General features: G+C 61.1%; 4 protein-coding genes and 1 riboswitch. Of the genes, 1 reads left to right on the top strand and 3 read right to left on the bottom strand.

Translation table 11 applies throughout. The annotated features are described in order from the left end of the window. Positions 1-32 precede the first annotated feature (32 nt). Complete coding sequence (locus L0U79_RS01885) at positions 33-5,300, top strand: autotransporter domain-containing protein (RefSeq protein WP_233840197.1); 5,268 nt, start codon at positions 33-35, stop codon at positions 5,298-5,300. Positions 5,301-5,367: 67 nt separating this feature from the next. Here L0U79_RS01885 and L0U79_RS01880 read toward each other — a convergent pair whose 3' ends face one another. From L0U79_RS01880 to L0U79_RS01870, 3 genes are all read right to left on the bottom strand, one after another. Continuing rightward, the gene (locus L0U79_RS01880) at positions 5,368-8,559 is read right to left on the bottom strand and encodes an efflux RND transporter permease subunit (protein WP_233840196.1); all 3,192 of its coding nucleotides are present in this window, start codon (positions 8,557-8,559) and stop codon (positions 5,368-5,370) included. A gap of 489 nt (positions 8,560-9,048) precedes the next feature. Continuing rightward, positions 9,049-12,213: an efflux RND transporter permease subunit gene (locus tag L0U79_RS01875; RefSeq protein WP_233840195.1), complete on the bottom strand. Its 3,165-nt coding sequence runs from the start codon at positions 12,211-12,213 to the stop codon at positions 9,049-9,051. A gap of 378 nt (positions 12,214-12,591) precedes the next feature. Further along, positions 12,592-14,493 (bottom strand): TonB-dependent receptor, encoded by a 1,902-nt coding sequence (locus tag L0U79_RS01870; protein WP_233840194.1) that lies wholly within the window; start codon positions 14,491-14,493, stop codon positions 12,592-12,594. A gap of 147 nt (positions 14,494-14,640) precedes the next feature. After that, positions 14,641-14,881, bottom strand: a riboswitch (cobalamin riboswitch). Positions 14,882-14,925 lie beyond the last annotated feature (44 nt).

The following is a 14,925-nucleotide window of genomic DNA, read 5'->3' as shown; positions in this document are numbered from 1 at the left end:
GCCGCGGACAATCAGGGGCAAGGAGAAGGAACATGCGTCTATTGCAGACGGTGTTCGCGTGGCTGCGTATCGCAGCGCAGGGAAGGGGAAGCTGGTTAGTTATCGCGTTGTTGCTGGGCATGCTTTCAGTGGTGCCGAATATTGCGCGCGCCGGTACGTGTACGACCCAGAGTTTCACGGTGGCCTCGGGCAATCAGTATGTTTTGGACACCAGCAGCTGTACGGATGGCCTGGGCATCGACAGTATCCAGACCAATCCTTCGCACGGCACGCTTTCGGTCAGCGCCAATCTGATCGACATCACCTATACCAACGACGGTAAAGGCGCGACGTCCGATTCGTATGTCTATCTCGACGACAACAATCGACCCGTCACAGTAAACATCACGATCGGTACGTCTTCGACGACGCCCGTCACGGTGAGTCCCGCGTCGGCGCCCAACGGCACGATCGGTCAAGCGTATTCGCTGCAATTCAGCGCGTCCGGCGGCAACGGCGGGCCCTATACGTATCAGATCAATCAGGGTGTGTTACCGGCGGGGCTCAGCGACAACTCCAGTGGTTTGATTTCGGGTACGCCGACGGAAAGTGGCGCGTTTACATTCACCATCGCTGCCACCGATTCGGCGAACAACACTGGCGAAGTAACCATCACGCTCACCATCACCGGGGGCGCCATCAGCGTCTCGCCGGCGAGCGGAAATTTGCCGAACGCCATCGCCTATCAGTCCTACAACCAAACTTTGAGTGCAAGCGGAGGCACCGCGCCGTATACGTATGCGCAAGTGCCCGGCACCGCGCCGCCAGCCGGTATTTCCATCGGCAGCTCAGGCGCGATTTCAGGAACGTCTACAACATTAGGCTCGACCAATTTCTCGGTGCAGGTGACGGATAGCACCGGCGTTTCCACGCAAGTGAGCTATACGCTGCAAGTCGTCGCGCCCACTATCACCGTGACGCCAAGCACGGTGCCGAGCGCGATTCAAAACAACGCATACACTGCGCAGACTTTGACGGCGAGCGGCGGAACGTCGCCTTACACGTTTGCCATTGCGTCTGGCGCATTGCCCGGCGGTATGACGCTGACCAGCAGCGGCGTGTTGAGCGGTACGCCGACAGTAACCGGATCATTCCCTTTCAGTGCGCAAGCGACCGACGCACATGGTTTCACCGGCTCGCAAAACTATACCCTCACGGTCAACGCCATCACCGTACCCGGCGCGCCGACCATCGGCACGGCCACGGCGGGTAATGCGCAAGCATCGGTGACGTTCACTGCGCCGAGCAACAACGGCGGCGCGGCCATCACCGGCTATACCGCCACCAGCAGTCCGGGCGGCCTCACCGGTTCGTGCGCAACGTCGCCGTGCACGGTGACAGGTCTCACGAACGGTACCGCCTATACCTTCACCGTAACCGCCACCAACTCGGTGGGCACGAGCACGGCTTCCGCAGCGTCGAACAGCGTGACGCCGCGCGCCAGTCAGACGATTACTTTCAGCAATCCCGGCACGCAGAATTTCGGCACCACGCCAACGCTGACCGCGGCCGCAAGCTCGGGTCTAACCGTGTCGTTCTCGTCCACCACGACGGCGGTGTGCACGATCACGTCGACAGGCCAGCTCACTTTCATCACTGCGGGCACGTGCAGCATCAATGCCGATCAAGGCGGCAACGGCGCGTATTCGCCGGCGCCGACCGTATCGCAATCGTTCTCGGTGGCGGCGGTCGTGCCAGGTCCGCCGACGATCGGCACAGCCACACCGGGGAACACGCAAGCGTCGGTAAGTTTCACCGCGCCTCCTTTCACCGGTGGTTCGCCGATTACCGCGTACACGGTCACCAGCAGTCCCGGCGGCCTCACCGGCACCTGCGCCACGTCACCGTGTGTGGTGACAGGACTGACGGACGGTACGTCGTATACATTCACCGTTACCGCGACCAATTCCGCCGGCACCGGCGCTGCGTCGGCGGCGTCCAACAGCGTCACGCCGGCGTCGCCGCAGACGATCACGTTTGCCAATCCAGGAACGCAGAATTTCGGCACGACGCCCACGCTTACCGCCACGACGACCTCCGGTCTCACCGTTAGCTTCAGCTCCAGCACGACGGCCGTCTGCACGATCACTTCCGGTGGCGCGTTGACCACGGTGTCGGCCGGCACGTGCACGATCAATGCGAATCAAGCGGGCAATAGCGCGTATCTGCCGGCGGCGCAGGTGAGCCAGTCGTTCGCTATCATGCCAGTGCTTCCGGGTGCGCCGGTCATCGGCACGGCCACGGCAGGCAATGCCCAAGCATCCGTCAATTTCGTCCCGCCCACGTTCACCGGCGGTGCCTCGATCACCAGCTACACCGCCACTAGCAGTCCCGGTGGCCTTACTGGCACGTGTGCCGCGTCGCCCTGCGTGGTGACCGGACTGGTGAACGGAACGGCGTATACGTTCACCGTTACCGCGACCAATTCGGCGGGCACTGGCGCGCCTTCCGCGGCGTCGAACGCAGTCACGCCCAAGAACAATCAAACGATTACCTTCAGCAATCCGGGCACGCAGAACTTCGGCGCGACGCCCACGCTCACCGCGACGGCCAGCTCTGGCCTAACCGTTTCGTTCTCCTCCAGCACCACCGCGGTATGTACGATCACCAGTGGCGGCGCGCTGACGACGGTATCGCCCGGCTCGTGCGTCATTAACGCGAATCAAGCCGGTAATGGCGCGTATTCGCCTGCGCCGCAGGTCAGCCAAACGTTTGCGATCGCAGGTGTCGCACCGGGCGCGCCCATCATCGGCACGGCGACGGCGGGCGATGCTCAAGCAACGGTGACGTTCACGCCACCGACGAGCAACGGCGGCAATCCGATCACCGGTTACACCGCCATCAGCAGTCCGGGTGGCGTGACGAGCACCTGCGCGGCTTCGCCCTGCACCATCACAACGCTCACCAACGGCACGGCCTACACGTTTACCGTGACCGCAACCAACGCGGCCGGCACCGGCGCGGCTTCGGCCGCGTCCAACAGCGTGACGCCAAAAGCGGTCGGCGCGATCACCAACTTTGTGGCCAATCCGGCACAACCGGTGTTCAAACCGAGCGGCACGTTTACGGTTTCGGCGACGGGCGACGGATCGAGCAGCCCGGTGGTGTTTGCGATTGCATCGTCGTCGAACGCGGTGTGTTCGATCCAGAGTTCGACGGTGACGACGCTGTCGGCGGGGCTGTGCTCCATCACAGCCAATCAAGCAGGCGATGCAAGTCACCTCGCCGCACCGCAAGTGACGTTGGCGGTGACGATCAACAATCCGCCGGCGCCGGTCGCGAGCAACGTCTCGGCCACGACCAACTACAACACGGCAACGACGATCAATCTCACCAGCGCGATCGCCGGCATCGACGTGACATCGGTGGCGATCGCCAAAGCGCCGACGCACGGCACGGCCACTGTATCGGGCGAAAGCGTTACGTATACGCCAGCGTCCGCTTTCTACGGCGGCACCGATAGCTTTACGTACACGGCGAGCAATCCTGGCGGCGCATCGTCGCCAGCAACCGTGACGGTGACCGTCGCGCCATCGGCCGTACCCGTCGCCGCGGCGCATGCGGTGGCGACCACCGCAGGTACGCCGGTGACCGTGCAAGCAGAATCCGGCGCCACGGGACCGCAGCCCTTTGTTGGCGTGAGCGTGGCGACGCAACCCGCGCACGGCAACGCAGTGGTGAGCGGCGACCAGATCACCTATACGCCGGCTTCGGGTTATACCGGCACCGACACGTTCACCTACGCGGTTAGCAATCACTTCGGCGCTTCGCAACCGGCGACGATCAGCGTCACGGTCACGGCGGCTGGCAGTGCATCGGGCCACACCAAAACGGTGATGACCACGCCGGGCACGCCAGTGACGGTGAACCTGGGAAGCATCGTTCCTGGCTCGTATACGTCGTCGATACTCGAGGGACTTTCACCCGCAAGCGCCGGCAACGTGTCTTTGAGTCAACCGACGGCGCTGACCTTCACGCCCGTGGGCAATTTCCTCGGCCTCGTGCAGATCACGGCGGTGCTCACCTCATCGACCGGCGATCTGGTGACGGTGGATGTGCTCGTGGTGGTGAGCAAGCAACCCGATCCGTCCAAGAATGCCGATGTGCTCGGCATCATCAACGCGCAAACCACGGAAGCCCAACTCTTCGCGCAGAGTCAGCTCGACAATATCCGTGGCCGCCTGGAAAGCCTGCACGACGGCGGCGGTTCGCTCTTCAGCAACACGCTGTCGATAAGTCTCGATGGTCGGCCGATGCATTCGACCGGATTGGGTACGACGACAAACCAACCGTGGACGACGACCGGGATGGCGCGTCCCGGCATCGGCAGCAGCGATGCGATGGGCGATGCATCCATGTCGCCGCTTGCGCCGCTCTCGCCGACAACAAGCGACGCTCGTTCCAGCACGCCCGCGAAAGGCCCGCAAGGACTGGGCGTCTGGATCGGCGGCGCGGCGAATTTCGGTTCGTTCGATGCGTACCGTCAGGCGGCAGGTTTCGATTCGGACAACTTGGCGGTGACGATGGGTGTGGACCAGCGCATCGGCGAGCGCGGCGTTGCCGGTCTCAGCCTTGGCTACAACCACGACAACAGCGATATTTCCAACGACGGCACTCACAGCATCGCGGAAGGATTCAGCGCGGCCTTGTACGGCAGCTTCCAACCGTCTTTGCGAACGTATATCGACGGCGTGTTAGGCGGCGGCGGCTTGAGCTTCAGCAGCCGGCGTTTCGACGACAACAACGGCACCTATTTGATGGGTCACCGCAACGGCGATCAGTGGTACGCATCGCTGACCGGCGGTTACGAATACAAATGGGGCTCTTGGTTGCTGTCGCCGTACGGCCGCTTGGAATGGTCGTTGTCGCGGCTCAACAGCTACTCCGAAACCGGCGATGTGATCGATGCGTTGACCTACGGCAACCAACTGGTGCGCACCTCGCAGACGATCCTCGGCGTGCGGGCGAGCGGACAAATCCAGGAAAGTTTCGGCACGCTGATTCCGCACGTGCGGTTCGAATTCGGTCACGATTTCCAGGGAACCGGCAACACCTCGTTGAGCTATGCGTTCATCCCGTCGGCGGGCTCCTGGAGCGTTATCACCAATCCGTACAGCGCCAACGGCAACAGCGCGCAGATCGGCTTCGGCAGCGATCTGCAGTTGCAGGGGGATTGGCTGATCACGACCGAATACGACTATCTGGCGCAACCGCACGCGCACGATCAGATGATTCGATTCGGCGTGAAAAAGCAGTTCTAGTACGCCTGACAACCGGTGCGCTTTGGCGTAAGCCAAGCGCATCGGTTGTGCGTCACTGCAATACGGTCTACCGCCGTATCCACGCGAGCGCCGTGACGACGGCTTGCTTGATTTCGCGAATGCGACGTTTTTCCACGCGGCGCGCTTTGCGCTCCGCCTTGCGCAATCGGCGGTCGTACTGCCACAAGTAGATGGCGGGCGTGCTCAGCAACGTAAGCAGCTGCGAAACAAATAAACCGCCGAGAATGGCGATGCCCAGCGGCTGGCGCATTTCCGAGCCAACGCCGAAACCGATCGCCAACGGCAGCGCGGCGCCCATCGCCACCAGCGTGGTCATGGTGATGGGGCGGAAACGCACGAGTGCGGCTTCGCGAATCGCTTCCGGCGGCTTGAGTCCTTCTTCGCGTTCGGCGACCAGCGCGAAATCCACCATCAGAATCGCGTTCTTCTTCACGATGCCGATCAACATCAGCACGGCGATCACCGACATCGTGCTCATTTGCGTATGCGTGATCAGCATCGCGAGAAACGCGCCCATGCCTGCGGCCGGCAAGGTGGAGAGAATCGTCAGAGGGTGAATAAGGCTTTCGTAAAGCATGCCCAGCACGATGTACATCGCCAGAATCACGGCGATAAACATGATCGCGCCGTTCGTCGCCGCTTCCATCAGCTTCTGATTGTCGCCGGTGAATTTTTTCATCACGCCCGGTGGAAGTTGCGCGGCGAACATCGCTTGATCGACCAGCTTCAAACCCTCCGCCTGCGTAACGCCGTCGGCGAGGTTGTAGTTGAGCGTTGCTGCCTCCAGCTGGTTGTAATGCTGTACATCGGTGGCTTCGATACGCGGATGAATACGCGCGACAGCCGAGAGCGGCACCATTTTGTTTTGGCTGTTGCGCACGTACATGTTGAGCAGCGTATCGGGACTCAACGACGTGGCGTTGTCGGCGATCAGAATCACCTGATATTCGTTGATGTCGGAATAGATGACCGACGCCGGCGTTTGACCAAACGCATCAGTCAATGTTTGATCGATCTGCCCGATACCCACTTGCAGGCGCGCCGCGGCGTTGCGGTCGATCTCCAGAAATTGTTGTTTGCCGATGCTGTCGAAGCTAGTGCTGACGTCTTTGAATTGCTTCATCTTGCGCATCGTCTCCGCCAAATGCAGTGCGGGCTTCTGCAAGGGCACGCCGGAGGTGCTGGTGAGATCGAAGGCGTATTTGCCCTTGGCCTTGCTGTTGCCGCCGCTGTCGGTAAAGAAGCCGAGACTGGTGACGGAAACCTGCACGTCGGTCAGCTTTTTGTATTGATCCGTGAGGCGCTTGATCACCTTGTCGACGGCGTCGCGTCGTTGACCAGGCCCGTCGCCGCGTGGTTTCAGATCGACGAAGAACGACGCTTCGTTGCCGACGCCGCCGTTCGTATTGTTGCCGCCGAGAAACGCGGAAACATCCAGCACCGCCGGATCGGCCTGCATGATGGCAAGCACCGCTTGCGTGCGTTTGGCGAGCAGTTGCGGCGAAATATTGGCGTCGGCCACCATGTCCGCTTGCATCATGCCGGTGTCGCCTTCCGGCATCAGCGTGCCGCCGGCGGTCTTCACCACCGCCATCGCCAAGCCCACCGTCAGCGCGAGCAGGATCAACGGCTGCCAACGCATGATACGCCGATGCCGCATCGCCCAATTCAATCCGCGTTCGTAAATGCCAAGCAGGCGGCGGTCGAAACGTTCCACTGCCAATTCAAGCTTGCCCGGCGCGTGACGGTTGGCTTTTTCTTCCAGCAGATAGCGACCGCACAACGCAGGCGTCAGGGTCAGCGACACGATCGCGGACATCACGATGGTGGCGATCAGCGTGACCGAAAACTCACGCAGCAGCATCACCATCGGGCTTCGGCCGAACACCATCGGCGCAAACACAGCGACCAGAGACAGCGTGATGGAGATAACGGTGAAGCCGATCTCGCGCACGCCGATCAATGCTGCGTCCAGCGCCTTCTCGCCCTTCTCCATATGGCGGAAGATGTTCTCGATCACTACGATCGCATCGTCCACCACAAAGCCGATGCACAACACCAACGCGATCAGCGAAAGCATATTGAGCGTAAAGCCGAGCGAATACATCAACACGAACGCGCCCGCGAGCGACAACGGCACGCTGAACATCGCAATCACCATCGGACGCACGCGACGCAGGAACAGCAGCATCACCAACGCCACCATCACCACGCTGAGCATCAGCGCCACTTCCACTTCGTGCAACGCGGATTTGGTCGATAGCGTGAGATCGAAAATCGGCGAGATCTGCACGTCGGCCGGAACGATGCGCTGGAGTCGTGGAATGGCGGCGCGAATCTGCCGCACCACTTCTACCGAGTTGGCGTCGGAGCGCTTCATCACCTGCATGATCGCGGCATGCTGGCCGTTGAACCACGCGGCCTGCGTAGAATCCTGCTGGCCGTCGGTCACCGCGGCGACGTCGGAAAGATAGACCGGCTTGCCTTTCTGATTGGCGATCACCAGGGACGCAAAATCGGCAGGCTTGTGCAGTCCGTCATTCGCCGACACCGTCATCTGCATGGCGCCGTCGCTGAGAATGCCTTGCGGCGAAGCGACGTTGGCGGCGCGCAATGCGTTGGCGATGTCGTTGGCGGTGAGCCCTTTCGCCGTGAGCGCCGCGCTATTGATCGATACGCGAATAGCGTGCGGCGAGCCGCCGATCAATTGCGCCTGCGCGACACCGGTGATTTGCGAGACGGCTGGGCGCATCAAAGTGTCGGCCAGATCGTAAAGCTTGTCCGGCGCCATGCTGGTGGACGTCATCGCGATCAAAAGCACGGGAATCTGCGACGTATCGGCTTTGAAATACTGCGGCGGAAACAGCGCCAGCTCAGCGGGCAGATCGGGCGCCGCCGCATTCATCGCGGCTTGCACATCGCGCGCCGCCTGATCGGATGTGCGCGACAGATCGAACCGCATCTGGATGGACATGCCGCCCGAATTCGAATCGGAATTCATCTCCTCAATGCCTGGAATGCGTGCGAGCTGGCGCTCCAACGGCGCGGTAACCGTTGACGCCACGGTTTGCGCGTCGGCGCCAGGTAACTGCGCAACAACTGCCACGGCAGGAAATTGAATCGACGGAAACGCCGCCAAGCCCAACACCAAATAGGCGCAGAAACCGGCCAGCAGCAGCCCAATCGCCAGCAGCGACGTGGCGATGGGCCGTCGGATGATGGGCTCGAAAATATTCAAACGCCAACCTCCGTGTTGGGCATCGCCACAACGCGCGAAGCGCCGCCGCAGGCGCCGCGTGAAGAGCCGTGTTGTGCGAAAGACGTATTCATAAGCATCTCATACGCCGATGCTTATCCCTGCAAATGTGCCTGAAGTCCGTCCATGCCGGAAGGCACATCATGGCTGTCGTGAAGCCAGGGCCTGTTCGCACTATTTGCGTAGCCCGCGTTGTCGATGAGTGGCCGTCAGGTGGTGGTGCGTGGCGCCGGCTTGACTGGCTGTCAAGCCAAGCCGCGCGCTGCCGCATGGCGGCCACTCATCGACAACCCGAAGGGCCGGGTCTGTTTGCGCGCCATCCCGCGTCATCGCTCAGTCGTGTACGGACGTACACTCCTTCCCTCTTCCTTGGCTGGCGCGCAAACAGCTCCCGGCGCGGGCCACGCAAATAGTATGAACAGGCCCTAGCCATGACATGCTTTTCTGCTTCAGGAAAAGCATGTCAACGTATCACTCGGTTGCGGCAGCCTGTTTACCGATCTGGCGCAGACGGCGCTTTTCTTCGCGCCGCGCTTTGCGAGCCGCCTTGCGCACGCGACGGTCGTGCTGCCACAGATAAATGGCAGGCGTACTGAGCAAGGTCAGCAGTTGCGACACGAACAAGCCACCGAGAATGGCGATGCCGAGCGGCTGGCGCATTTCCGAACCGATACCGAAACCGATCGCCAACGGCAGCGCCGCGCCCATCGCCACCAGGGTGGTCATGGTGATCGGTCGAAAGCGCACGACGGCCGCTTCGCGGATCGCATCCGGCGGCGACAGATTGCGATCGCGTTCGGCGACCAACGCAAAGTCCACCATCAGGATCGCGTTCTTTTTCACGATGCCGATCAGCATCAACACGGCGATCACCGACATCACGGTGAGCTGCGTATGCGTCAGCAACATCGCCAGGAACGCACCCATGCCCGCCGCCGGCAAGGTGGAGAGAATCGTGAGCGGATGAATCAGGCTTTCATAAAGAATGCCCAGCACGATGTACATCACCAGGATCACCGCCGCGAACACGATCAGTGCGTTCTGCAACGCTTCCATCAGCTTCTGGTTGTCGCCGGTGAAGCGTCGTTCCACACCCGGCGGCAATTGCGCGGTGACGATCGCCTGATCGACCAGCTTCAAGCCATCGGCCTGCGTCACTTTGTCGGCCAGGTTATAACTAATGGTGGACGATTCGATTTGGTTGAAATGCGAAATCGCCACGGGCGCGATCTGCGACACGATATGCGCCATCGCCGACAGCGGAATCATCTTGCCTTGCGAGTTGCGCACGTACGTGTTGAGCAAGGTATCGGGGCTCAGCGAATCCGCATTGCTCGCCGTCAGCACCACGCGATATTGATTGATATCCGAATAGATCACCGACACGGGATTCTGGCCGAACGCGTCGGTCAACGCCTGATCGATCTGACCCATGCCCACTTGCAATCGCGACGCGGCGTTGCGATCCACCTGCAACAACTGCTGCTTGCCGATGCTGTCGTAGCTGGTGGTGACGTCCTTGAACTCCTTCATCTTGCGCATCACTTGCGCCAGCCGCAGCGTCGCCGGTTGCAGCGGCGCATTCATCGTGCTGCCCAGATCGAACGCGTATTCGCCGCCGCCCTTGTTGCTGGGGCCGCCGAGGAACTGCAGGCCGCGCATCGTTACGGTCATGTCCGGCAGTTTTTTATATTGCTTGTCCAATCGCTCGATCACTTTGTCGAGCGCGTCGGGTCGCTCGCCCGGTCCCTTGCCGAGAGGCTTGAGGTCGACGAACAGCGTGGACGTATTGCCGACCTGGCCCGCGTTGTTGTTGCCGCCAAGAATCGTCGTAACGTCCACCACGGCGGGATCGGCCTGCATGATCTTCGCCACGGCTTGCGTTCGCGCGGCCATCAAGGCGGGCGAAATATTCGCATCGGCGCTCATCTGCAAAATCAGCATGCCGGTGTCTTCTTTCGGCATGATGCCGCCGCCGGCCGTTTTGGTGACCACCACCGCCAGAACCGCGGTAAGAATCAGCAGAATCGGAGGCTGCCAGCGCATCACGCGGCGATGATGCATCGCCCAATCCAGGCCGCGTTCGTACACGCGCAGCATCCAGCGATCGAGCCGTTCCACCGCCGCTTCGATCCGACCCGGTTTACGATGTCCTGCCGTTTCTTCCAGCAAATAGCGGCCGCACAACGCGGGCGTGAGCGTGAGCGACACCAGGGCGGAAATCACGATCGTCGCAATCAGCGTGACCGAGAACTCGCGCATCAGCATCACCAGCGTGTTGTTGCCGAACACCATCGGCGCGAACACCGCGACCAGCGACACGGTGATGGAGATCACCGTGAATCCGATTTCGCGCACGCCAAGCAGAGCCGCATCCAACGGCTTCATACCGTTTTCCATATGCCGTACGATGTTTTCGATCACCACGATGGCGTCGTCCACCACGAAACCGACGCACAGCACCAGCGCGATCAACGACAGCGTATTGAGCGTGAAACCGAGCGCGTACATCACCACGAATGCGCCGGCCAGTGACAGTGGCACGCTGAACATGGCGATGATCGTCGGGCGAGCGCGGCGCAAAAACACCAGCATCACCAGCGCCACCATCAAAATACTGAGCAGCAACGCGATTTCCACTTCGTGCAGCGCCGACTTGGTGCCTTGCGTCAGGTCGAAAATCGGCGTGATCTGCACATCCGCCGGCACCAGGTTGCGCAAGCCGGGCAGGCGATTGCGGATGTCCTGCACCAGCTGCACCGAATTGGCTTCGGGGCGCTTGCTGATCTGCATGGACACGGCGCGCTGACCGTTGAACCACGCCGCCTGATATTTATCCTGCTCGCCGCTGGTGATAGTGGCGACTTCGGAAAGATACACAGGCACGCCTTTGCGGTTGGCGATCACCAGCGAACCGAAATCCTGCGGCGTCTGCAAGGCGTCGTTGGCAGTGACCGTCATCTGACGAATGCCGTCGCTCAACATGCCTTGTGGCGACGTGACGTTCGCCGCGCGCAACGCGTTGGCGATATCGTTCGCCGTAATGCTCTTGGCGGTCAGCGCCGCGCTGTTCAAGGTGACGCGCACCGCATGCGGCGCGCCGCCGAACACCTGCACCTGCGCCACGCCCGGTATTTGCGAGACGGCGGGCTTCAGCAAGGTGTCGGTGAGGTCGTAAAGCTTGTCCGGCGGCATGCTGGTGGATGTAAGCGAAATCAGCAGGACTGGAATCGACGCCGTATCGAATTTGAAATATTGCGGCGGCTGTAAGCTGGCCGGCAGATCCGGCTGCGCTGCGTTGATGGCCGCTTGCACGTCGCGCGCCGCCTTATCGGCGCTGCGACCAAAATCAAACAGAATCTGGATTTGCGTGCCGCCCGCATTGCTGTCGGACGACATCTGCTGAATGCCCGGAATGCGCCCAAGCTGACGCTCAAGCGGCGCTGCGACCGTTGCCGCCATGGTTTGCGCATCGGCGCCCGGATATTGGGCGATCACGACTAGGCCCGGAAAATCCAGCGACGGCAACGCCGCCACGCCCAAGGTGAGATAGGCGCAGAAACCGGCGATCGTCAGGCCCAGGGCAAGCAGCGACATGCCAATGGGGCGGCGAATGATGGGCGCGAAAATATTCATCGCATCACGCGCGCAACGGTGTCAGCACAACGCAAGCCGCGCCCGCACACATCCAGCGCGGGTCGTGGCGCAAACAAAAAGAAGGGCACATTCATGGGCACCTTTATGCCTGGGGAGCGAGCCCCGTAAATGTGCCTGAAGTCCGGCCGTGCCGAAAGGCATGGCGCATTTTCACTCCCTCTCCCCTCCGGGGAGAGGGTCGGGGTGAGGGGACACTCTTGCGATGACGTGAAATTAGAGCCTGTTACTCGTTCATTTCACGTTTGAAGCGAGACTGACCCCCTCACCTCAATCCTCTTCCTCGCTCCTCAAAACGCGGCCATTCATGGCCGCTCCCCGCGTCCCAAAGGGAGAGGAAGCGAACGCAAAGAACCATGCTTATGGGCTGTAACGCAAGGTCAGATACCACGTGCGCCCCAGCTGATTGAAGTAATACACCGTCTCGTAACGGTGATCGAACGCATTCGCCAGCTTGCCTTCCACTTCCCAGCCCGGCGAGAACGCGTAGCTAGCGCGCAGATCGGTGGTGGCGTAACCGCCCATACGTTCCGTATTGGCGATATCGTCGTAACGCTTGCTGGAGGCGAAGAACGTGGCGCCGACGTTGAATTGTCCCAGTTTGCGGTCGATATCGACGCGCGCCGTCCGCTGCGCGCGTCGTTGCAACAGGTTGCCGTTTTCCGGACCGCCGTCGTCGTTCTTCGGTTGCAGCAGCGTGAGGTAGCTTTGCACGCGCCAATCGTTCAGATGGAAACCGAATTGTCCTTCGATACCGCGAATGCGCGCGCGGCTTAAGTTTTGCGGCACGAAGTTGCTGTCGAGCACGATCAAATTGTCGATCGTGGTCTGATAAGCATTGACGCCCCAATTCCAGATCTGAAGCTGCTGCGTCAAACCGACTTCGATGCTGTGCGAAGTTTCCGGCTGCAAATTCGGATTGGCCGTCGGCACGCCGCCGAACGCGGGGAAATACAGGTCGTCGAAGGTCGGCGCGTGAAACGCGGTGCCGTAGCTCACCGAAAGCACCGGGCCGTTCGTGAAGTGATAACCCCACGCCGCCGATCCGGTGTTGTGATTGCCGTATTGATCGTTGTGATCGTGACGACCGGAAATCTGCACTTCGTTCTGGCCGAACGTGCCCTGGTATTGCGCAAAGGTGCCGGTATCGCCGCGCGTGATCTGCTGGAACGCCGTGTCGCTGGCGATATGCTCCTGCTGATAATCCACGCCCACGGTCAGCAACTGATCGGTGCTCAACGTGATGTCGTTCTGCCACGACGCCTGGTTGCGGCGCGAATCGAAATAGCCCGTGCCGATGCGCGGGTAATACTGGCCGAAATAGGTGCCTTGATAGAACGTGGCGTCGTCGTCGCGACTTTGTCCTGCGTTGAGCGTCACCTTCCAGATCGACAACGGCATAAAGCTCAGGCGTGCGCCAGCGACGTATTGTTCTTCGATGGCGTCGTTGCCGCTGTACGGGCTGCCGGCGTATTCGGCGTTGCTCTTGCTGCGCAACCAATCGAAGGCAAGTTCGGTGCCGTTGTCCCAGCGATAACCGAAGTTGGCGAAACCGTTCCAGTTGCGATATGCGTCGTTGCGCGGATCGTCCACGAAACACGCCACGCCCACTTCCGCCGCGCCCATGCGGCAATTGGGAATGCCGCCGCTATAGGTGCCGCCGAGGCTCGCGTTGTACCAAAGATGCGTATCGCCGCCGGAAACGCCGGCTTGTCCGTTTGCGTAACCGTGACTGCCGACGGAAGTGCTCACCGACGGCGAGATGCCGCCATTGGGCTGACCGTGCTTGGTGAAAATTTGAATCACGCCACCGATCGCATCCGACCCGTAGAGGCTCGCGCGCGGACCGCGCACGATTTCGATGCGATCGATCGCATTCACCGGAATCTGTTCCAACGCCGGCAAGCCGATGCTCACCGAACCGATGCGCACGCCGTCGATCATCACCAACACATGCGTGGCATTGGTGCCGCGCAGATACAGCGAAGTTTGCGCGCCGATGCCGCCGGGTTGGCCGATGGAAACGCCCGGTAGCCCGGTCAACAGATCGGCGATGGAAGTCGGTTGCAGGCGATCGATATCTTCGCGCGTGATCACACTGACCGACGACAACGCTTCGTTGGCTGTGATGGCCGTGCGCGTGGCGGTGACGATCACCGGCGAAAGCGTGCTGTTTTGATCGTTGGTGGACTGCGCATAACTCGCCTGGGCGGCGAATGCGAGTAACAAGGCAGTTGCGAGCGTAGTTTGTTTCGACAGCATGGAAAGTTTCCCCGCCGCACGTCCCCGCGCGGCTCAGAATGTCATGAGCCGATGCGCGCGACGATGAAGGAACGGAAGGCGGTCATGGAAACAAAACGCGGCCGCGATCCCGAACCTCGCCCACCGCGAGCACCAGAACCTAAGAGCCATTAAGGCTCTGTTTCAGGCCGGTCTCCGGACTCGCGAGCGACAGCGTATGGCTGTCGTCGAACGATGCCTTCCCATGCAAAGCACAGTGGCGCGTGATCGTTCGCAGGCTCCGCAGACGTCAACTATCTGCGGTTCAAGGCTCGCTTACCGTTGCGGGGGCAGTGCCGGCCTTGCTGCATGAGCAGCGCACCGGCTTCCCGTTTCATCCCAAAGGGACACCCGAAACGGGCGAACTGTAGCGGGAGAAGGGTGATCGAAGCAATTTTCTTTGCATTTCTCCCT

Origin of the sequence: Dyella sp. 2HG41-7, assembly GCF_021390675.1 — a bacterium.
Taxonomy (GTDB): domain Bacteria; phylum Pseudomonadota; class Gammaproteobacteria; order Xanthomonadales; family Rhodanobacteraceae; genus Dyella_B.
Note: the sequence above shows the minus strand (reverse complement) of the source record. Positions and strands in the feature narration are given on the sequence as shown.